Origin of the sequence: Alteromonas sp. CNT1-28 (assembly GCF_022348345.1) — a bacterium.
In the GTDB taxonomy this organism is placed as follows: domain Bacteria; phylum Pseudomonadota; class Gammaproteobacteria; order Enterobacterales; family Alteromonadaceae; genus Alteromonas; species Alteromonas macleodii.
Map to the genome: position 1 here is coordinate 59,958 of NZ_JAKREZ010000005.1, position 21,227 is coordinate 81,184.

Sequence of the window (21,227 nt, forward strand, 5' to 3'; positions counted from 1 at the left end):
ACTCAATGAATAAAAACTTAAGTCGTAGATTAGCTTTTGTTTATTTTAGGCTTCTCAGCTCAAGACTGGGTTTCCACTCATAACTGCCTACGCATTAAACGGTTACCTAAAACCGGTAACCTAGCGAAATAGCATAGACAAAGGGGTCTATTTCAATAGCGCTCACAGAGCCCCGGGTATCACCTAGGTTGAAGCTTGCTTCTGTGTCTATATCTATCCAACGAACTGCGGCATTCAAAAACCATCTTTCGCTTAACTGATAGTCTATTCCCACTTGTGCGGCTAAGCCAAACGAGTTATCTAGAGATAAGTCACTAAGCCCTGCCTCTTCATTAGCTCCCGTAAATTGCTCGTCATAAATAAACGTATAGTTTAGGCCCGCACCCACATAGGGCTGAAAAGCACTTGATGGATCGTTAAAGTAATAGTTAACCGTCACTGTGGGCGGAAGGTGGGTTACTTCGCCTAGCTGGTTACCTGTTCCTAATGGGTTATCGACAGCGAAATTAACGTCATGTGTAAACGGCGTTGCGGCTAATACTTCTACGTTAACCCTATCCGTGATGAAATAGGCCGCGGTGAGGCCCAACTGCGTGTTGTTATCAATGGTCAGGCCAAAACCCAAGTCATCACCCACGTTAATGTTTGAAGACGATTCATCAGGTGCAACCGTGGCAAAGCCACCTCGGACGAGAATGTCGCCTTTTTCAAATGCAACTGCACTGGATGCTGAAGCTATAAAGGGAAGGGCGGTTAGTGCTAAAGCTAAGTTTTTCATCGTAGTCTCTCAGTCTGATAATTGAACACAGATAAGACTAAACAGACTTACTTAAAAAGAACTTTCTAGAAGATTAACGTTAGATTAAAAGCCTTCGTTATATAAAAAGATAAAAACCGCGCAGTATTGCGCTGTAATCAAAACGACATACCAATTGCCAGACCTGCAACCACTGCACTTTTATGATTTCGATGATAGTCGTAATGAAGCTGCGGCGATATGGTAACCCCCGATACTTCAAACTCATACAAAAAGCCTAACCGGGCCACCTCCATTTTATGGCTGCCGTGGAACTCAACGCCGGGGCCTATTTGTGCAATAAAATTATTGGTAATGTGCAGGTCAGCAACAAGCAGGTAGGTGTAAGCGTCTAAGTCTTCAAACGCGTATTCAGCCACAAAGCCTACGCCTAAAAAGTCGCTCACACGGTATTCGTAATCGATACCTAGTGTAAAAGCGTTTCCGCACTCTTTTGTGTAAGTGGTACCTACCAATGCAGATAAATGATGGGGTGACGTTTCCCAATGATGAGCATTTCCCTTTGCAACAACAACGGGGGCAAATACTAAGGCCGCAACCAAGCCTAACGCTATTTGAACTCGCATAGTGATGCTCACATAAATTTAACGGTGACTACCTAGAAAGTTTCTTTCTAGCACTAATGAGAGCGTAGGCATCAAACGGCTATTTCACCAATGAACTTTAGTTGAAGTAATCGATAGGCCTAACTTAGTCGGCGTTAGGCGCATAGTTAAGCTTACATCTACCCATAACATCAAAATCTCGCTAAGGTGTCTGAATACAAGCCACCGAAGGAAAGAATAAAATAATGATTGATGAGAAACAGAAGGTACGTTTTTTAGATGCTTGTACCGAACAGCTTATCGCGCTTTATACAGCCAGCAAAAACGGTAAAAAGGTCGATGCTGAGAAATATCGGGTACAAGGATTTATGCACGCTGGCGAGCTTCTAGGGATAATTACGAATGAACAGGGCAAGGCGCTGATTGCCGACTTACATGTACAGGTTTTTGGTGAAACTATTGATGAGCGAGCGACAAGAAAACGTAAACTTAATGCCCTAAAAGAATCTGATCCCGATGCATATATTGAGATTCCAGCCATAGAAAGACGTTAATTGGGACCAATCGTTAGCTCAGAAGCAATGTATACATTTCTTGTCATTCCGCAGGATATTTTTCAGCGTTCTCACATTTTTAAACTAAGCTTAATGGGTGTGAGTTTTTATACCAGAATATAAATACTCATAACTCATCTTTGTGTAATAGCCGTACAGGGATATTTTTGCTACACGGATTTAGCTGCGGTACCAGTAGGAAGCAAATCTATGGCATGTGGAGTGTCTCGTAATTTTGTTCGCTTGTTGTTTGGGTTGATTTTGCTGACGTTCGGCACGTTTGCCAATGCAGCGTGCGTCATTAATGCTGAAAATGGTACTTCTGATACTGATACCGATAGTGCTCTGTCTATCGTACTTAAAGAAGGTGCACAGCGTCTTTCGTTAAGCTGCGATGTCAACGCGACTCACGTTCTCTATTTCCCAAGAAACTACCTTTCTTATAATCAGCTGTATGACAGCGAGATGCAAAAAGTCCCCAAGTTAACCGGCGCATTTGAGTCCTATGCAATAGATAATACCCATAAGCGTCTATTTTTGGATATTAACTCTCAGGTACAGCGACCTGTTAGGCTAAATATCGCTACGTTAAATGATTTTCAGACATTGGCGTCAATACATACCTTCACATTAAGCTTGTTCATTGGCTTTTGCCTAGCGTTAACCTTGTACGTAGGAATGCTGGGAACGAGTATGCGCAACTACGGCTTTTACTCCTACAGTTTCTATGTGCTCAGTGCTGCAATTTTCTTTTTGCTTCAAGAAGGGTTACTGAACATTGCGTTTCCCCATGTCGCCTTTTTCTCGAACTTTAAACTGCATCTGTTATTCGCAGGGATCACGGTATTTGCTGCGGTAAGGTTTCTTGATCAACTACTCGATTTCAAAGCACTGCTAAAAGTATGGCAGCGCCAGTTTATTCTGGGAATGGCGTGTTCGGCACTGGCACTTTCATTTGTGCAGATCATTCTGTCCACTTCTGATGCGATGAGAGTAAATAGTACGCTAAGTCTTATCACGCTGATAACAATGACCTGTACGCTATCAAGCTGTGTTTATGCCGCCTACCGCAAAGTACATTGTTCAAACTTAGTATTAATGGGTATTGCTGTCATGGTGTTTTCCATGATGTTTCGATTGGTTTTTTCAGACGTGTCAGCGTTTATGTACCGCTACGGACTTATTGTGGGAATAACTATTGAAGCGTTTATTTTTGCTATTGCCACGTCGAGAAAAGTAAAAAAGCTCGATGACGACAGGCTTAGTGCATTCAAACGTGCGTCTACAGATTCCCTGTGTAAAGTGCTAAACCGCAGTGGATGGGAAGGAATAGCACAAAGTCTGCTTACTAACTTCAACAAGGAAGGAGGATATTTGACCTTGCTATTTATCGACGTTGATAACTTCAAAGAGATTAATGATCATTACGGGCACCATTGCGGCGATAAAGTGCTGCAGGTTATTGCTAAAATTCTGCTGAGCCGATGCCGAGACCAAGATGCAGTAGGGCGCCTTGGCGGCGATGAATTTGTGGTGCTAAGCCACTGTTACAGTGAAGGACAATCTGAGCGCTTGGCTGCGCGCATAGAAGCCAGTCTGCTGGAAAGGGATATTAGAACCGATAACGTTGTTATTTCTGTTACGGCAAGCGTAGGCACATACATCACAAATGAACGCTGCAAAGATCTTACCACTCTGTTAAATAAAGCAGATAAACTGATGTACAGTGTTAAGGAGAAGCATAAGACGGCTCAATTGGCGTCTTCTTAATTAACCTTCCAGCAACGTATCACACACGCAGTGTATTAGGGTCATTTAAGCTGCGCTTTCGCTATATTCTTTACGGCTTTGGTCAAGTCGGCAAGCGCTGCCGATTCAAGGGTTGTCCAATGCCAAAATAACGGTACACCAAGCTCTTTTTGAGGAAATAACGGAACGAGATCGCCTTCGTTAACCTCATGTTCAACTTGAAGCGTGGGTAGCAAAGCCCACACCACGCCATCTAGCGCCATTTTGACAAAGCCATGAGACGATGGATACCAATGACAAGTTGTAAAAGAGGGGGCTATGTTTAAACACTCTCGTTGATAATCAGTCAGCAAAGTCACATCGTATTCGTCGTACAGCAAACCCGGTGTACTCATCACGCTCTGGGGGGATATTTCTTTATGCAGGTATCGCTCAATGAAGCGAGGCGATGCATAAAGTTGATAGCGCATGGTTCCCAGTCTTATAGATTGCCCACCGGTAACGGGTGTACCTGTTTGGCTAATGCAAGCCATCACACGGCCTTGCTGTAATATGTCTCGGGTTTGAGTTTGATCCGCATTAACAATATGAATCGGGTTGGCACGCTTATCACTAAACGCGGCCATTACTTGCGAGAACCAGGTAGCCAGCACATCGTTATTCACGGCAACGCTTATAGGTGCAGCCGACGCTTCTAATCCACTTTGTATATTCAGCGCTTCTTCTAATACGCTTACTTTTTGAATATGCGCCAGCAGCTCTTTTCCCAGTGGCGTAGCGCGAAGCGGCTTGGTGCGAACCATCACTGGGCCGCCGACACTCTGCTCTAGCCGTTTTATTTTTTGCGATACCGCCGACTGGGTGAGGTTTAGGGCCTGTGCACCTTTTTCAAATCCGCCGTAGCGTAACACTTCATGAAAGCATCGAAGCGCGTCGTAATCCAACATTAATGACTACCTGTGAAAAGAAGGTTATAAGTATTAATTTTGCTTATTCAAAACAAATATCATTAATTTAATTTAGTCTTTCAAGGTGTATAAAATCAAGCCAATTATTCAGCATGTAACCTTAAACCGCGTTACAGCTACGGCGTTTGAACTTATTTACACTAAGAGGCATTTATCATGTTGGCGGCAGCAACAAGTGGTTTCGTGATGGGCGGTACCCTAATTATTGCAGTAGGCGCACAAAACAGTTTTTTGATTGAGCAATCGATGAAGCGACAGTGGACAACCTTATTTGTCCTGCTGTTTATCCTAAGCGATGCTATCTCAATAAGCTTAGGAGCGATGGGCTTTGGCTTGCTATTGCAGGAATACCCAATGCTGGTGTCTATCACCAAGTGGGCTGGTGTTGCGTTCTTACTGTGGATTGCTTTTAACAAAATAAAATCATCTTTGGCCAACGACGCGCTTGTTTTAGAAATGGCGAAAAAGCAACTGTCGTTCAAAAAAGCACTGCTCATTGCGTTGGCAGTAACTTGGTTAAACCCCCACTTTTACCTAGACACTTTATTATTGATGGGAAACTTAGCGAGTCAGTGGCAAGAAAATAAATGGTGGTTTGTGGGTGGAGCTATTGGTGCATCGGTGGTTTGGTTCGTAGGTTTGAGTACCTTAACCGCACGTTTTGCACACCATATGCAGCGCCCTAATTTCTGGCGTTGGTTTAACCGTCTTAATGCTGCGGTATTAGGTATGGTAAGTATTCAGTTGGCGAGTTTGTAAGGCAAAAGCGCTAAATAGCAAAATATTACGACGCGTCGAGTACGCTTTATGATTTAAGACGGTACGCTACGCATCTGTGATAGTTGACGATGAGCGCGAAGAGAGGGGTAGACTGGTGAGCTGGATTTATTTGATTGTGGCGGGCCTTCTGGAAATTGGTTGGCCTGTTGGACTAAAAATGTCACAAGAGGCGGAAACCCGCGTAATGGGTATTTTACTTGCGGTTGGGTTTATGGCTGCCAGTGGTTTTTGTTTATGGATGGCGCAAAAACAAATTCCAATTGGTACGGCGTACGCTGTGTGGACAGGAATTGGCGCCGCGGGCACATTTTTAGTGGGTGTTATGTTTTATGGCGACCCCTCGTCATTGGCACGATATTTCGGCGTAGCGCTTATTGTTGCAGGAGTCGTTGTCTTAAAGTTGGCCCACTAAAGTTAGGTCCAATTACAAAAAAGCCCGTTAGCTTAGTGCGAACGGGCTTTGTTTTTTAAGCGGGTGGTCAGGTTTTAGTGATATCCAAGTTGGTTTCTAAGCTCTGCCATAAAGGTTTCGATACGTTCAGCATTCTTGCCTAAATCACTTTTCCCTACTCGTGATTTGCTGCGGATATCAACCAGTGTGTCGTCGCTTTTAGCGGTTAGACGAATAACTACGTCGTCTTTAAAACCAAACCACGCTGTGGTGTCGGTGGCTTCTAAGGTGTTCGGCAATGCGCCTTCATTAACGCGTTCCCATCCAAGCGCCTCTATGGCTTTTTCTGCAGCGATGAAGACCTCATTTGCAGGTTGCGGCAGCAATTGAGTTTTAATTTCAGGGTAAGCTTCTAGTTGCTGCTTAGTGACTTCACCGCCTTCGTAAGCGATGGAGTTAGGCGCACCTTCGCGTAGCGGAGCAATTGCAACGAACTCCGGCGGATTAGTGACATCGGTAGTAATGTCATGGATCGGAGGAACTGCGCTGGCTTTGCTCATCATGCTCACCGGCATTCCCACAGCAACCAGGGCAAGAATGGCACAGATAAAGGTGCTTCCCCAGCTAACGTTTTTACGGTTAATCAAAACCTGCAAAATAATGAGTATCAACGCTGCGCCGCCCACATACACGCCAAATCGCAGTGAAGTAAATGCGGTGCCTAAACTCACACCGGCATACTGATAAAGGGGGCCGGGTAATACCACCATAAGGAAACCGACAATACTGGTAAGGGCAATGAGTGCTTTCAAGTGAACTCCAAAGTTATTATTTTATTTTTACTAAGCTACTTTAACAGTGAACGTTGTGTTTTGGATTACTTTCTAGCAATAAAATCGGTACTAGGCCAATATTTAACATGTTTGTACACTAGGGCTGTTGGTCTTTAACGTACATTAAAGACCAGCAGGCCCTGGATGAACCCTATTTAAAGCAAGGTAATTAGTTTTGCAAAATCAGCCTGATGCCAGCGAAGCTTACGTGCTTCAAGCCGAACTACTTGTTGATACGTTATCGACACAAAAGCCGCTTTTTCAACGTGGTGTGAGCGAGTATGAGCTCATTGAGATTTTGAAAAAAGCGCCATATCACTTTTTTGATGACGCTTCGTTACGAGAGCCTTTAATGCTCTTTAAAACCCATTTCATTGTGTTTCACGCCCTTTACCAACTTAAACATAGTTGGATAGAACAGGGCGAAGGCGTGCTAGACATTCATACTCTTAATATTAAGCTAAACCAAGAAAGTGCTCGCAGCGACAATGATAAAAAAAGCCAGGAAAAGGCTGGAGCAATAACCGAAGCTGATACCTTAGCTGAATACTATTTGGACTGGGGCAATTTTGAGAAGGCCGACAGAAAAAGTGTAGATGCACTGCTTAATGCGTTTTGGCATCGCATGGCCTCAGGAAACGCGCACACCTTTGAGCAGGAAGATATTGCTGATGCCCACGCGCTTCTGGGCCTGCCCCAAGATGAACATGTATCTTTGTCGGTACTAAAACGAGTATATAAAAAAGCCCTGCAGTTGGTTCACCCTGATAAGGGAGGAACGCAACAGGAAGCCCAAGACGTCATTCACGCCTACCAGTTATTGCTGGGTTATTATTCGTTAAAATAGAACGTTAAGTGCATTGTGATTTCGCTTTATTCGTATAACGTATACACGCTCAGGTATTTGACCGACAACTTCAGTAATTTCAACTTCATTGACTTTTATTATCATCTATAAATGCGCACAATATGACCTATAAGAGCGTAGATCCGTATCAATGATCGCTTAACTATGCCACTTCAAAACCAATTATCGCAGTTTCAGGCTTTGAAATGCGCTAGATAATTCGGTGCACCGGAAGCAATAAGCTTTAATTTTAAAATTGGATATGCAGAGCAAAGGCCGTGTTCTGTACAAAAAGTTATTGGGAAATAGAAAATTTATGAGTCGCATTTTTTATGTTACTGCAGCATTAATAACCCTTGTCGGCGTTATTGGGTGTTCGAATGAAGGCGAGCAAGCACAGCAAGGTGCTCAGCAAGGTATGCCTGCACCCTCAGTATCGGTAGTTACACTGAAACAAGAACCTGTAGTACATGAAATGGTGTTACCGGGCCGCGTAAGCCCGTCTCGTCAATCTCAGGTGCGTCCTCAGGTAGATGGTGTTATTACGGAGCGCTTGTTTGAAGAAGGCGCACATGTAGAAAAAGGACAGCAGCTTTATCAAATTGACGAAGCCCGTTATCTAGCACAGTTAAATAGCGCAAAAGCCGATTTGAAAAGTGTTCAAGCGAACCTTAAAACGTTGGAAGCAAAGGCGCGACGCTATGACGACCTTGTTGCGCAAAACGCGGTAAGCAAACAAGAATATGACGACGTAATTGCTCAGAAAGATCAAGCGCAAGCGGCAATTAGCGTAGCTGAGGCTGCTGTTGACGTAGCGAAGGTTAATATGGGTTACACCAAAGTGTACGCCCCAATCAGCGGACGTATTAGCCGCTCTTTTGTTACTGAAGGTACCCTAGTTACCACGAACCAATCTCAGCAACTTGCAACCATTACACAGCTTGACCCAGTTTTCATTGATATGCAGGAGTCAGGTGCGTCAATTATTACGCTTCGCCAGTCAATGAGAAACCAAGGTTCAATGGATGTTGAATTAACGGTAGATGAAGTAACAGGCAAGCGTTACGACCAAACAGGCAGCGTTAAATTTTCTGAGGTAACGGTTGATGAGACCACTGGTTCGGTAACACTTCGTGCTGAAATGCCAAATCCAGATGGCGTATTGCTGCCTGGCTTGTTTGTGAAAGGCCACGTCATTACTGGACGCGAAAATGCGCTGCTTGTTCCTCAACGCGCAACGACACGCCAACCAGACGGTTCGCTTTCAGTTTATGTTGTTAACCAGAACAACGAAGTAGAAGGTCGTACCTTGGAAATAGGCAAAATCTATCGAGACCAATATGTTGCCCTAAGCGGTGTGAGCGAAGGCGAAAAGGTAATTGTAACTGGATATCAGAAGGTGAAGCCTGGCGCGAAAGTTAATCCGTCAGAGTGGCAACCATCATCACGTGGCTCACGATAGCAAACAAGGGATTTAAGTAATATGGCTCGTTTCTTTATAGACAGGCCCGTGTTTGCATGGGTGCTGGCAATTATCACAATGATGGCGGGTGTGTTGGCAATTACCTCACTCCCCATTGAACAATATCCCAAGGTGGCACCGCCCTCGGTGACTATCTCAGCAACGTATCCTGGAGCATCTGCAGAAACCGTAGAGAACTCGGTTACTCAGGTAATAGAACAAAGCCTGACGGGAATTGATAACCTACGTTATTTCTCGGCAAGCAGTTCGAACAGCAGCATGTCTATTACGCTCACTTTTGAGCCTGGTGCTGATCCTGATATTGCGCAAGTACAAACTCAGAATAAGGTGCAGGGTGCACTGCCACTGTTGCCTACTCAAGTACAGCAACAAGGGGTAACCGTAACTAAAGCAAATAGCGCATTTGCATTGGCAGTTGGCTTCTATTCTGAAGACGACTCAATGACGCAATATGACCTGAGCGACCTGTTAGTTTCTCAATTTCGCGACCCGATTTCCCGTGTTAATGGGGTGGGAAATGTACGGGTATTCGGTGCGCAGCGTTCAATGCGTATATGGTTAGATCCAGATAAACTGTACAGCTACAATCTTACACCTACTGACGTTCAAGGCGCCGTTCAGGTACAAAATACAGATGTGTCTGCTGGTCAATTAGGTGGCATGCCTGCAATAGAAAATCAGCAAATTAACGCGACTATTCAAGCGCAAAGTCGCCTTCAAACCGTTGAAGATTTCGAAAACATCGTACTTCGCGTAAATACCGATGGTTCTCAGGTTCGCGTGCGTGACGTTGCGCGTGTTGAACTGGGTGCGCAAAGCTACGACGTTATTGTTCGATACGATCGCAAGCCTGCATCAGGTATGGCGATAAGCCTTGCCTCTGGCGCAAACGCACTAGATACCATTAAGGCAGTAAAAGCCCGAGTTGAAGAACTGCGCTCGAATTTGCCAGATACAGTTAAAGTGGTTTACCCGGTTGATAGTTCTCCTTTTATCGAGCTGTCTATCGAGTCGGTAGTACATACGCTTATTGAAGCGGTAGTACTGGTATTCTTGGTGATGCTACTGTTCCTTCAAAATTGGCGTGCAACGTTGATCCCTACCATTGCGGTACCTGTGGTATTGCTCGGCACCTTTGCTGTGCTACTGGCATTTGGCTTTAGTATTAACGTGCTAACCATGTTTGCTATGGTACTTGCTATCGGTCTGCTCGTAGATGATGCCATCGTGGTGGTGGAAAACGTTGAACGTATTATGGAAGAGGAAGGTCTCTCACCTGCCGAAGCCACTAAAAAGTCGATGACTCAAATCACAGGTGCACTTGTTGGTATTGCGGCCGTGCTTTCAACGGTATTTATTCCAATGGCGTTCTTCAGCGGCTCAGCAGGCGCTATTTATCGTCAGTTCTCGGTTACTATCGTGTCGGCTATGGCATTTTCGGTATTGGTCGCCATTGTCCTTTCACCGTCTTTGTGCGCCACGTTATTGAAAAAGCATCCGGAAAACCATGACAAGAACAAAGGCTTCTTTGGCTGGTTTAACCGCACGTTTAACAAAGGCCGCGATCGCTATCAAAAGACTACAACTCATATGGCGCAACGCTTTAAGCGCTATTTCGTTGTTTATGGTTTGCTGGTAGGTGGTATGGCATTTATTTTCAGCCAGCTTCCTGGTGCGTTTCTTCCAGATGAAGACCAAGGGCGTATGATGGTGTTGGTAAGCACACCGCCTGGTGCAACGGCTGGCCGTACGCTCGAGTCTATCAAGCAAGTGGAAGACTATATTCTTGAACAAGAACAAGACGCGGTTAACGGCATGTTCGCGGTTGTGGGCTTTAGCTTTGCGGGTCAGGCGCAAAACGCGGGTATGGCTTTCTTAAACTTCAACGACTGGAGTGTAAGAGACGAAAACAATTCTGCGTTTGCAGTGATGAACCGAGCTTTTGGCGCGTTTAGCCAAATTCAAGATGCTTCAGCCTTTCCCATAGTGCCTCCGCCTATCATGGAACTAGGTAATGCAACGGGCTTTGATATGCAGCTGGTCGACCGTGGTGGAAATGGTCACGAAGCGCTGATGAATGCGCGTAATCAGCTGTTGGGCATGGCAGCGCAGAATCCAAAGCTGGCTGGCGTTCGCCCCAATGGTTTAAGTGACGTACCTCAATTTAAAATCAATATTGATAGCGAGAAAGCGTCGGCACTTGGATTGAATTTAAGTGAGATCAATAACGCGCTTCAAATAGCGTGGGGGTCCAGCTATGTAAATGACTTTATTGATAAAGGTCGAATAAAGCGTGTTTACATGCAGGCAGATTTGCCTCATCGCATGACCCCTGAAGACTTGGATAAGTGGTTTGTTCGCAACAGCGACGGCGAGATGGTGGCGTTTAACACGTTCTCGACCACTGAATGGGTTTATGGCTCACCTAAGTTAGAGCGTTTTAACGGCGTGTCGTCTGTCAATATTCAAGGTAGTGCTGCTGAAGGTATCTCTTCGGGTGAAGCAATGGCTGAAATGCAGAAATTGGTTGAGCAGTTACCGCCAGGCTTCGCAATTGAATGGTCAGGCCTATCTTATGAAGAGCAGGAAGCAGGCTCGCAAGCGCCTATGCTTTACGCACTATCAATCTTGATTGTTTTCTTGTGCTTAGCTGCCCTGTACGAAAGCTGGTCTGTACCATTCGCCGTTATGTTAGTGGTGCCTTTGGGTATTCTTGGCTCGGTAACCGCTGCGTTTATTTTCAACTTGCCGAACGATGTGTACCTGCAAGTAGCGTTTTTGACTACCGTAGGTTTGGCGGCGAAAAACGCTATTCTTATTGTCGAATTTGCAAAAGAGCAGTACGAAAACGGCGAAGGTTTAATGACTGCGGTTTCAAATGCAGCCTCTCAGCGTTTCCGCCCAATTTTAATGACGTCAATGGCGTTTATTTTGGGGGTAACGCCGTTAGCACTAGCTAGCGGAGCAGGCGCAGCCAGCCAAAATGCAATAGGTATTGCGGTTATGGGTGGTATGTTCGCCGCTACTTTCTTGGCGATTTTCTTCGTGCCCATGTTCTATGTGCTGGTAGAAAAACTCTTTCATAGGGAAGACAAGTAACAAGCAAGTGCGCTAGAGTGGGAAAAACTTTTCATTTTTGAATAGGGATATCGGTAATGACCACCGTTGTTTTTTCTCACGGCAAAGAAAGCGGTCCATGGGGCAGTAAAATAACAACGCTTTCAAATGTAGCGAGCGATATGGGTTTTGGCGTCGAGAGTATTGATTATCAAGATCTCGACTGCCCGGAAGCTCGCCTAGCGCGACTTAAAGAGTTTATTGCTGAAAAGTGCAATGATGTTGTTCTGGTTGGCTCAAGCATGGGCGGCTATGTGTCACTTGCCGCAGCAAGCCAAATCTCGGCACGAGGCGTATTTCTTATGGCTCCTGCACTGTATTTGCCAAACTACGAAATTCAACGGTTCCCCTACGACGGCTATGTGAGCCTAGTGCACGGCTGGAATGACGATATCGTGCCTATCGAAAATAGCTTAAAGTACGCGCGCCATCAAAAAGCTCAGCTCTTATTACTTAATGACGGCCATCGCCTCGCGAACAGCAAATCTGTTATTTCTCCGTTTTTCAGAAATTGGTTGGAAAAATTTCGATACTAATGATGAATCGGTAAGCCTACGACCAATCGCTTATAGTTCACGCTTACGCAAATGCGGGAAAGCGCCTGTTTTTATGGCATGATGAGTTATTGCTTAAAACAGGGCAGATGGAAATGACATTTAGTTTACCTCAAGCGCCACAATGGTCGTCGCTGATAAAGTCTGGTTGCCGTGTCTTTGTTGGCGGAAATGCCTCGGTGCCGCATGCACTAGTGCAGCATCTCATTGATAACAGCGAAGGGTTTAGCGACATCGAGCTGGTTCATATGCTGGCTTTAGGCGACACCCGATGGGTGAAAGAAGAGTATAAAAACCTCTTTAAAGCGAATACATTCTTCATTGGTGGCGAAGCCATGCGTAAGGCGGTCGATGAGGGCCGCGCTGACTATACCCCCGTTTTCCTGTCTGAAATATCAAGCTTATTTAGCGACGGTACGCTAGCACTGGATGCTGCGCTGGTTAACGTAAGCCCACCCGATGAATTCGGCTATTGCTCACTAGGTCCTGCAGTGGATATTGCTATGTCGGCAATCAGACAAAGCAAAAGGGTCATCGCTCAAATTAATCCTCAGGTGCCAAGAACCGCCGGGCACTCTTATATTCATATCAGCGAAATAACGGCCTGCATTGAAGCCGAAGAGCCGCTTGTTGAAGTAACGCCGCCGCCTATCGATTCGGTGGCAGAGCGAATTGGTCAGTATGTATCTATGCTGGTGGACGATGGTGCAACGCTGCAATTTGGTATTGGGAAAATACCGAGTGCCACCCTTAAATATCTGTGTAACCATAAAGACCTAGGCATTCACAGCGAAATGCTCACCGACAGTATTATTGAACTGTTGGAGTCGGGCGCTATCACCAACAAGAAGAAGACTTTCCACCCCGGTAAAATTGTTACTAGCTTTGCTATTGGTACTCGCCAGCTTTACGATTTAATCGACAGCAACCCTCACATCGAGTTTTATCCAAGTAGCTACGTAAACAAACCCACCAATATTGCCAAGAACGATAATATGGTTGCCATTAACAGTGCGCTTGAAGTGGATTTAACCGGTCAGGTCGTCGCCGATTCATTGGGCTACGACTTTTACAGTGGCATAGGCGGGCAAGTTGATTTCGTAACGGGCGCGTCTATCAGCAAAGGTGGGAAAGCGATTATAGCGCTGCCTTCTACTGCCAAGAATGAAACCATTTCCCGTATCACACCCCGTATAAGTGAAGGGGCGGGTGTTGTTACTTCGCGGGGCAATGTTCAGTACGTGGTGACCGAATACGGCATAGCATCGCTTAAAGGCAAAAGCATTCGAGAGCGTGCATTGGAACTTATTCGTGTGGCACACCCCAAATTCCGTGCAGCGCTCTTAGAAGAAGTAAGACAGCATTATTGGGTACCTCATTATCAGGAAAAGTACCCAACCGATATTCCAGAACTGGGTGCTATTCAGCTTAAAAAACTGAATATTCAGGGGGAAACCTATTACATGCGCCCGCTGAACCCCGCCGATGAAAGGCGTTTGCAGGAATTCTTTTACTCCCATACGAAAGAAACACTAAGGCTGCGTTACAACTACGACCCGAAGCAAATGTCGCGCGAAAAGTCGTGTAATTTGGTGTCGGTGGATCAAAGCTCAGATGCGGCGTTATGTATTGTAAGGCAAGAAGGCTCCCGTATTACCATTCACGCAGTAGGGCGGTTTTACTTCAATCCAAATGACAATACCTGTGAAGCAGCGTTTGTTACCCGTGAAACCCAGCAAGGGAAGGGGATGGCAAGCAGGCTGCTAAACGAATTGATCAACGTTGCGAAAAAACGAGGCATTGCAAAGATGATGGCCTACGTGCGTGGCGACAACAGCCCGATGATTGCCATTTTCGAGCAAGCGCAATTTAAACGGAAGTTCACTGGCGACCCCAGTGACATAGAGTTAGTACTAGATGTGGCATCACTCGCATGACAATTAAAATTTTTCGCGGCAAACACGGCACTAAACACGACTTGGGGAAAGATCATCCCGAGTCACCGGACCGCCTGTTCGCCATAGACGACCAATTACTGTCTTCTGGACTCGATATGGTGTGTGAGCACGCTGATGCTACGCCAATTGCTGAAGCTTATCTTAAGCTAGCCCATGACCCTTACTATGTGAAAAGTGTGTTTGAGCATGCGGCTCAGTCCATATTTAGAGACCACGAAAAAACGCTCTATTCCGAACGCAAGGATAACGTGGCATGGTTAGACGAAGATACCGGCTTGATGCGACACAGCTTAAATGCAGCACTTGAGTCGGCTGGTGCGGGATGTAACGCGGTGGATTGGGTTATGGAAGGTAGTGACAGGCAGGCGTTCTGCGCGACAAGGCCGCCAGGTCACCACGCTACATACGACAGCGCTATGGGCTTCTGTATTTTTAATAACATTGTTATAGCCGCGCGCTATGCCCTTCAAAACTATGAACTAAAGCGCGTTGCCATAATCGATTTTGATGTTCACCACGGAAACGGTACCGAGCAAATTGTTGCTGGCGATCAACGCATCATGCTTTGCAGCAGTTTCCAGCATCCTTTTTATCCACACAGTGGTTCACCGGTGTCGGCAAGTAATATTCTTTCTGTACCACTAGAAGCAGGCTCTACAGGTGAGGTATTTAGAGAAAAAGTGCAGCACTGGTTTAACGCATTGCGCAACTTTCAACCTGAGCTGATTTTTATCTCAGCGGGTTTTGATGCCCACGCAGAAGATCCTATGGCGCATTTGCGACTGGTGGAAGACGATTATTTCTGGATAAGCCAACAACTTCGCGCAGTGGCTGACGAGTGTTGTCACGGTCGCATAGTCAGCATGTTAGAAGGTGGCTACGATTTAAGTGCACTAGGCCGCAGTGTGGTGTCGCACCTTAAAGGTATGAGCCGCCCTATTGAAGAAACTCAATAGCGTCTCATAGCAAGTGAATTATCGTGTTGTTAATTCAACGGGTAAACACGGTAATAGATACCAGCTCAACACCGGTGCATCAGCCTTCATTTAACTTAGGCTATCCATCGTGTAAGCATGTAAAGGCCAGCACCTAACATGGCAAGGTTTTCGGTAAGCGAGATAAACCCAAGAGGAAGGTCTGAATTACCGCCCACACAGGCGCACTTAAGTTCACGTTTATCGATATATACCGCTTTAATAACTGAAACTGCACCTATTGCACCGATAAAAATAGAAACAGGTGAAACTAATAGTGCGGGAAGCCCCGCTAGCATACCAAGCCCAGCAAACGCTTCTGCGAAAGGGTACACATACGCGTACCTTACGTGCTTCATTGCAAGTAAGTCATAAGTAATGAATTGATTTGAGAACGCTACGATGTCCTGTAGTTTTTGTAATGCGAGGATCACCATGGTGACGCCAATGAAATTCATTATGAAAGGTTCAATACCTGTCGGGAGTCCACCTTTTAGCATGAGCGCAAATACCACAAGGGCGGCTAAAGAAAAAATCACAATGATAGGTGTGTAGCGCGAACCGAACTCACTTTCTTGCTTCAAATTGAAATAATCTCGTAAGTCATCATAGCCACCAATTCGCTTATCATCGATAAACGTTTGCGGCGTGGTTTTCACATTATGCTTCTCTTTAAAAGCGTCAGTTTCACTTCGGTTGGACAAGTGATGGTCTTCAACATCGTAGCCCTTTCTTTCTAGCAAATCTTTCGACTTAAGTCCGAAGGGACAAATGTGATCAGGGGTAACCATGCGATAAAGAACGGCGCGCTTTGACATTGTGGACTCCTTGTAAACCTTTCACGAAACGGCACCTAGTGCGCAAAATATGCGCGCCTTCTGCCATGTTTATAGTGATATCACGATATACAAAGATAAGTTACATAATCCATGCCAAGAGTTTAACAGAAGCATCCAGTTGCATCAGTGTTAATTACCGCACCGTTGTAGGGGAGTTGTGTGGTATAGCTTACAACCTGTTCGACAAGGTTCTTTCCGGTAAAGCATCCGTAGCCCGTTGCGTATGGACCTAAATAGCGAAGCTGATTTTGCATGTCTAAAACTATAAGCGCGGGCACTGCATCAAGCATAGCGGCGAGTTCTGGTACGTCTTCTATATTCACTCTGACTTGATGAAAGTCATTTCCTAGCTTTGTTAATAGCTGAGTTTGATGGGGTGTAGTTAACGTTTCACAGTAGCAACGAGACTGCGTTCCCACATGAATAACAGAACCAGGGGCAATATTTTGTTCGTTTAGTAGTTCGACAAGTGAAGCGTCAAAATTAGGCGCTGTTGTGCGGTGAAGTAAATCACCATTTGGGTCGAAGGAAGAAAGCTGGCGCTGACCGTAAACCAACAAGGCGGTGAGTAAACTCACCGCCCATAACAACAAAAGTATCCAGCTTGTTTTTTTATGCATAACCCAAATGCCAACAGCGTGCTTCTAGCGCTTTGGTTAAAGCTTAAATCGCTCGATAGCACTGCGCATGCGTTGAGAGATTTGTGACAACACCTCAACTTCGCCTGCTAGCGATTCAGCGGTAGCCAGTTCCTCAGAAGTGAATTCGCTTAATCGCGCCGTACTTTGCGCTATAGAAGACGATGCGGTTTCTTGCTCCACCGCTGATGTCGCTATTTCGGTCATGCTTTCGCTCGCTTCGCGAATTTGCTGCATGATCTGGGTCATGGCTGAAGTGGCGTTATCGCTCGATACAACGGCTTCATCAACCAGCTGAATGCAGGTTTGCATTTGTTCGACTGAACTGGCGGTTTGGGCAACTAGCTGCTCAGTAATACTTGTGATTTGGTCTGCACTTTCTTTTGAGCGAATAGCCAAAGTGCGTACTTCATCGGCAACAACGGCAAAACCTCTGCCGTGTTCCCCTGCGCGGGCTGACTCGATTGCTGCGTTCAACGCAAGCAAGTTAGTTTGCTCGGCAACGGCGGTGATAGAGCGCATTGCGTCAGAAATATGCGCGCACTGCTCGTTAAGCGCCGAGTTTGTCTGCGCTGCCGCATTTAATGTGTTGCGCAGCGAATCTATGGTGCGGCTTGTGTTGGAAATAGAGTCGCGCGTAGTCTGCGAAGAACTTTGTGCCGCAGAGGCTTTGTCGCTGGCAAGGGTTGTCTGTTCGGTAGACAGCTGCATCGTTTGTGCGATTTCTTCTGACGATGCCGATACCATGGCAATCTCTTGGTCAGTGTTTCTGCTGATTTCAAACATGTTGTTTGCCGCCAGCTCCATCTTGTCACAGCCTCTAACAACTTCGTCTGTTAAATTTGAAGCAAGCTCAATTAAAGCTTTTACTTGGTCGATGAGCTCTGCGAATGGTCTCACAATTTTGTGGCCTCGGTTAAGCTCAATAGATAAATCGAGTCTACCGTCACCCTTTTGCATGGTCTCAATAGCTAAGCGCAGTTCGGCCGCACCGGCACCTTCTTGATGACTTTGTTTAGCCATGTACATCAAAACACCGCCCTCAGAAAGCGCGAATACGGCGTGCATCAGCAAGATAGGAAAGGTTACGTGACCCTCTTCAAAAATAAATAACGGCGCGCCGCCCGCTTGTAAAAAGAAGAACGAAATATGATGGACAGCAACGACTGCAGTGCCGGTTGCAACTACTTTCCAATCTCTAAAGTAGGAAAGAAATGCCAGAAGAACAAAGATTTCAAAGTGGACTTCAATTAACCCGAATGACTGGTGGATGTGGAGGGCTGTCAGCAGTTGAACACCGATAGCCATCGCATGGCGACTTATCGCTGAATAGGGGGTTTGCAAACTAAGGACAAGTGGTACGACAGCAATTGGAATACCAATAACAAATGCAGGAAGAATCTCGCCAGTATAAAAACCGATGCCAATCGCAATCAGCAGTTGGATAACAATTACAACGCGAAAAATCTTGTGACCTTCTAGGAGCCAAGGATACTGCATGCCAATCTCCGACAAGTATTTGGGATTAAGTGTAGGTTAAAAATAAGGGGTGTGCTAACTTCGCCACAGTTTACGTAAGTCACGGTTTTTACGCCATTTAACTTTTGTATAGAAGTTACTGTTATTAAAAAAGTTTAATCTTCGAATGCCTAAATAAGCTAAAGGACACAATCATGCCTGCCATCGCCTTTCTTTCTACTGACCACCTTGAAGACTTCTTTGTGTACGACGAGCTTTTGATCCCGTTTTTCAATGATAACGGTTGGTCTATAGAAATCATATCTTGGCATAGTCAGTCAGAGAACTGGGATAGGTTTGACTACGTGATTGTGCGCAGTACATGGGATTATCAGCAGCATCCAGAGGCCTTTCTGGCTTGTTTAACTCAAATTGATGCGTCGAGCGCAACCTTGCTCAATCCATTGCCTCTTATGCAGTGGAATATTGAAAAGCACTACTTAAAAGACCTACAGGGCAAGGGCGTGCCTATTGTAAGTACACGGTGGAGTAATACATTTAATAACAGTGTTATTGATGAGGCCCTTTCCCATTTCAATTGCGACACTGTGGTGGTTAAACCTACGCTTAGCGCTAATGCTGATGATACGTTTAAGCTCTCGGTCTCAAATTGGCATGAACAGCAACAGGCGCTTTCTGATACGTTTAATCAACGTGATTTCATGATTCAACCTTTCTTAAATAGCGTGGTTGAAGAAGGGGAGTACTCGCTTTTCTATTTTGGCGGGAAGTACAGCCATGCCATTAAAAAGGTGCCGCAGAAAGGCGATTTTCGCGTACAAGAAGAACACGGGGGGAGCTTACATCCCATTGCCGTAGATGAAGAACAACTAGATATTGCCCAGAAAGCATTGTCAGCAATGCCTTGCGAAGCACTTTATGCACGGGTTGATTTAGTCAGGCAGGGCAGTGGCTGGGCGATAATGGAACTTGAACTTATTGAGCCCTCTCTTTACTTCAATTTAGATGAACAGTCTCCCCTGCGCTTTGTCGACGCATTGATAAGCTTTCATTTGAATAGAGCCTAAGCGTTAAATAAATGAAAAGTGAAGCCAGCAAATTATAGGTTTGCTGGCTTACTGATAGGAAACTAACGTTCTAATTTAGTGCTAACGCAGCGTCTTCTCAGTTCGTCCCTGCTTTATCGTCCTGTTTCTGCTTGATTCAGAATTCTTAACTTGAGCACGGCTTACTGAAGAAGTCCTCGCCCGCTCAATTCGTCTTGGCTTACTGCTCTCTCGAGCCACCGGCTTGTTTTGCGGACTCGTTCTTTCAATTCGCTCTCGATTTATGTTTTGTTTAGCTGGGCGTTTTAGCGTGTTTTCTCTATTAGCATATCGCTTCGACTCTGACGGCGTTGATATCCGAGCGGGTTTGTCCCGCTTTAACTGGCTTAGCGTCCGGTCTCTAGTCGGCTTCTCGCTTCTGCTCGCCGCTTGATTGCGTTTTAGCGCGTGCTCAATTGATTGTTTGCGGCTTACCGAGTCTTGCTTGTTCTGAAAACGACTTTCTCTAAGTGGCGTTACCTGTTTTGGTTCAATAGTGCGTCTTACTGTCTTGATATTCTCCGTGCGCGCAATGGGTCTTACGGTATTTTTGTCATTGTGGCGTTTCGATGTATTTACCGTGCTAACGTGTTTATTAGACAAGTGCTTTTCCCGCGACACACCCGTATGTTCATATCGCGAAGGCGCGTTGTGAACTACTCGAGTAGAGTAACGCGCACGACGATGCACCGTGTTGTGTTCCCAGCGACGATAGTCTCGGCTTATTACGCGTTTTCTTGGGCTACCGTGATAATACCGGCGTACAGGCTCGCGGTGAATAACCACATGGCGGTTATGCCAGTGCACGCTGCCAAAGAAAAAGAACGTAGAAAGATGAATACTAGGAGACCAATAGACATTGCTATGATGATGATAGCTTACGTGATGACGCCAGCGAACTGGTGAAGTTGTGTGCCACCAGTGACCGTATACAACATGAGGGTCGTAATAAGGAACATACACCACTTCCCGCTGACGGGGCTCAATGTAAATTATTTCGCGAGTAGGCTCACGTTCCCGTTCAACTTCAATGTAGTCATTGGTCACCAGATTGCCAGTGTTGAGGGCGTGTTGTCGAAGCACCTGCACTCGGTCTAGTACACGGCTTTGATCAATTAGTACGTTATCACCAAGTTGCTGTAACCACTGAAGATCGTTCGCCATGGTGCTGAGTAAGTCGGTGAACGGAGCAAGTGCTTTTACGCTGGGATCCCAGTTAACACTCGCCAGCACATTTTCCACCTGTTCCGGGGTTAAATGCTTGTTGCTTTGGCGCCAGCGGTCGGCTGCAACTACATCAAGCGGGTAGGTAGCCGCAATCAGTATGTGAGTAAGTAGGGTATCAGGATAAAGCGCAATGGGCGCAAGTACACTGTCTAATTCAGCGTCAGAATATTGCTGCGTTGACGCAGAAGCATGTGCAAGGTTGGCGTTCGACTGGGCGATGGCAGGTAGCGCTGAAACACTAGACAGTGCGACAATCACAGATAAGGTTATGTTTTTCATACATTCTCCTTAGCGCATGAGCAACGGCTTTTCGCGCGCTAAATGGTAAGTCTGTATACGTTATAACCAGTCTATGATTAACCCAAGCTGAATAGAAAACGCCCACATTG

General features: G+C 45.7%; 19 protein-coding genes. 11 read left to right on the top strand and 8 right to left on the bottom strand.

The annotated features are described in order from the left end of the window. Positions 1-106: 106 nt before the first annotated feature. Both MHN02_RS04470 and MHN02_RS04475 read right to left on the bottom strand, forming a co-directional pair. Positions 107-778, bottom strand: coding sequence for an OmpW family outer membrane protein (locus tag MHN02_RS04470; RefSeq protein ID WP_061438989.1), 672 nt, complete (start codon positions 776-778; stop codon positions 107-109). A gap of 137 nt (positions 779-915) precedes the next feature. Next, the gene (locus MHN02_RS04475; protein WP_014947817.1) at positions 916-1,383 is read right to left on the bottom strand and encodes a hypothetical protein; all 468 of its coding nucleotides are present in this window, start codon (positions 1,381-1,383) and stop codon (positions 916-918) included. A 224-nt stretch (positions 1,384-1,607) separates the two neighbouring features. Here MHN02_RS04475 and MHN02_RS04480 point away from each other — a divergent pair, with 224 nt between their 5' ends. Next, positions 1,608-1,916, top strand: coding sequence for a hypothetical protein (locus MHN02_RS04480; protein ID WP_014975326.1), 309 nt, complete (start codon positions 1,608-1,610; stop codon positions 1,914-1,916). Positions 1,917-2,138: 222 nt separating this feature from the next. Then, on the top strand, positions 2,139-3,686 hold the full coding sequence (locus MHN02_RS04485; protein WP_239244780.1) for a diguanylate cyclase: 1,548 nt from the start codon (positions 2,139-2,141) through the stop codon (positions 3,684-3,686). A 41-nt stretch (positions 3,687-3,727) separates the two neighbouring features. Here the strand turns inward: MHN02_RS04485 and MHN02_RS04490 are convergent, their stop codons facing one another. Next, positions 3,728-4,612 carry an ArgP/LysG family DNA-binding transcriptional regulator gene (locus tag MHN02_RS04490; protein WP_239244782.1) on the bottom strand — a complete coding sequence of 295 codons (885 nt, stop codon included), beginning with the start codon at positions 4,610-4,612 and terminating at the stop codon, positions 3,728-3,730. A 177-nt stretch (positions 4,613-4,789) separates the two neighbouring features. Between MHN02_RS04490 and MHN02_RS04495 the strand changes: the two genes are divergently transcribed. Together MHN02_RS04495 and MHN02_RS04500 are read left to right on the top strand one after the other, a co-directional pair. After that, on the top strand, positions 4,790-5,392 hold the full coding sequence (locus MHN02_RS04495; protein ID WP_014975330.1) for a LysE family transporter: 603 nt from the start codon (positions 4,790-4,792) through the stop codon (positions 5,390-5,392). Between the two features lie 115 nt (positions 5,393-5,507). Then, positions 5,508-5,825 (top strand): multidrug efflux SMR transporter, encoded by a 318-nt coding sequence (locus tag MHN02_RS04500; protein ID WP_014947823.1) that lies wholly within the window; start codon positions 5,508-5,510, stop codon positions 5,823-5,825. A gap of 74 nt (positions 5,826-5,899) precedes the next feature. Here the strand turns inward: MHN02_RS04500 and MHN02_RS04505 are convergent, their stop codons facing one another. Then, positions 5,900-6,616: a DUF1499 domain-containing protein gene (locus MHN02_RS04505; protein ID WP_014975331.1), complete on the bottom strand. Its 717-nt coding sequence runs from the start codon at positions 6,614-6,616 to the stop codon at positions 5,900-5,902. Positions 6,617-6,812: 196 nt separating this feature from the next. Here MHN02_RS04505 and MHN02_RS04510 point away from each other — a divergent pair, with 196 nt between their 5' ends. From MHN02_RS04510 to MHN02_RS04535, 6 genes are all read left to right on the top strand, one after another. After that, entirely contained in the window at positions 6,813-7,484 is a 672-nt protein-coding gene (locus MHN02_RS04510) for a DNA-J related domain-containing protein (protein WP_239244784.1), read from the top strand. A 316-nt stretch (positions 7,485-7,800) separates the two neighbouring features. After that, positions 7,801-8,946: an efflux RND transporter periplasmic adaptor subunit gene (locus MHN02_RS04515; protein WP_014947826.1), complete on the top strand. Its 1,146-nt coding sequence runs from the start codon at positions 7,801-7,803 to the stop codon at positions 8,944-8,946. A 21-nt stretch (positions 8,947-8,967) separates the two neighbouring features. After that, positions 8,968-12,066 carry an efflux RND transporter permease subunit gene (locus MHN02_RS04520; protein WP_239244786.1) on the top strand — a complete coding sequence of 1,033 codons (3,099 nt, stop codon included), beginning with the start codon at positions 8,968-8,970 and terminating at the stop codon, positions 12,064-12,066. 56 nt (positions 12,067-12,122) lie between these two features. Next, positions 12,123-12,620, top strand: a complete 498-nt coding sequence (locus MHN02_RS04525; protein ID WP_014947828.1) for an alpha/beta hydrolase — start codon at positions 12,123-12,125, stop codon at positions 12,618-12,620. A gap of 113 nt (positions 12,621-12,733) precedes the next feature. Next, positions 12,734-14,575: a bifunctional acetyl-CoA hydrolase/transferase family protein/GNAT family N-acetyltransferase gene (locus MHN02_RS04530; RefSeq protein WP_168533127.1), complete on the top strand. Its 1,842-nt coding sequence runs from the start codon at positions 12,734-12,736 to the stop codon at positions 14,573-14,575. Continuing rightward, entirely contained in the window at positions 14,572-15,552 is a 981-nt protein-coding gene (locus MHN02_RS04535; RefSeq protein WP_239244788.1) for a histone deacetylase family protein, read from the top strand. The genes MHN02_RS04530 and MHN02_RS04535 overlap by 4 nt, the downstream gene beginning before the upstream one ends. Positions 15,553-15,647: 95 nt before the next feature. On the opposite strand, the gene MHN02_RS04540 is transcribed toward MHN02_RS04535, so the two are convergent. The 3 genes from MHN02_RS04540 to MHN02_RS04550 all read right to left on the bottom strand — a co-directional run bounded on the left by MHN02_RS04540 (position 15,648) and on the right by MHN02_RS04550 (position 18,547). Further along, positions 15,648-16,388 carry a glutaredoxin gene (locus MHN02_RS04540; protein WP_069943519.1) on the bottom strand — a complete coding sequence of 247 codons (741 nt, stop codon included), beginning with the start codon at positions 16,386-16,388 and terminating at the stop codon, positions 15,648-15,650. A gap of 122 nt (positions 16,389-16,510) precedes the next feature. Next, positions 16,511-17,029 (bottom strand): DUF6436 domain-containing protein, encoded by a 519-nt coding sequence (locus tag MHN02_RS04545; RefSeq protein WP_014947832.1) that lies wholly within the window; start codon positions 17,027-17,029, stop codon positions 16,511-16,513. Positions 17,030-17,065: 36 nt separating this feature from the next. Beyond that, positions 17,066-18,547: a methyl-accepting chemotaxis protein gene (locus MHN02_RS04550; RefSeq protein WP_239244790.1), complete on the bottom strand. Its 1,482-nt coding sequence runs from the start codon at positions 18,545-18,547 to the stop codon at positions 17,066-17,068. A gap of 173 nt (positions 18,548-18,720) precedes the next feature. Here MHN02_RS04550 and MHN02_RS04555 point away from each other — a divergent pair, with 173 nt between their 5' ends. Then, the gene (locus MHN02_RS04555) at positions 18,721-19,593 is read left to right on the top strand and encodes a hypothetical protein (protein WP_239244792.1); all 873 of its coding nucleotides are present in this window, start codon (positions 18,721-18,723) and stop codon (positions 19,591-19,593) included. An 81-nt stretch (positions 19,594-19,674) separates the two neighbouring features. Here the strand turns inward: MHN02_RS04555 and MHN02_RS04560 are convergent, their stop codons facing one another. Beyond that, entirely contained in the window at positions 19,675-21,117 is a 1,443-nt protein-coding gene (locus MHN02_RS04560) for a DUF3300 domain-containing protein (protein WP_239244794.1), read from the bottom strand. Between the last annotated feature and the right edge of the window lie 110 nt (positions 21,118-21,227).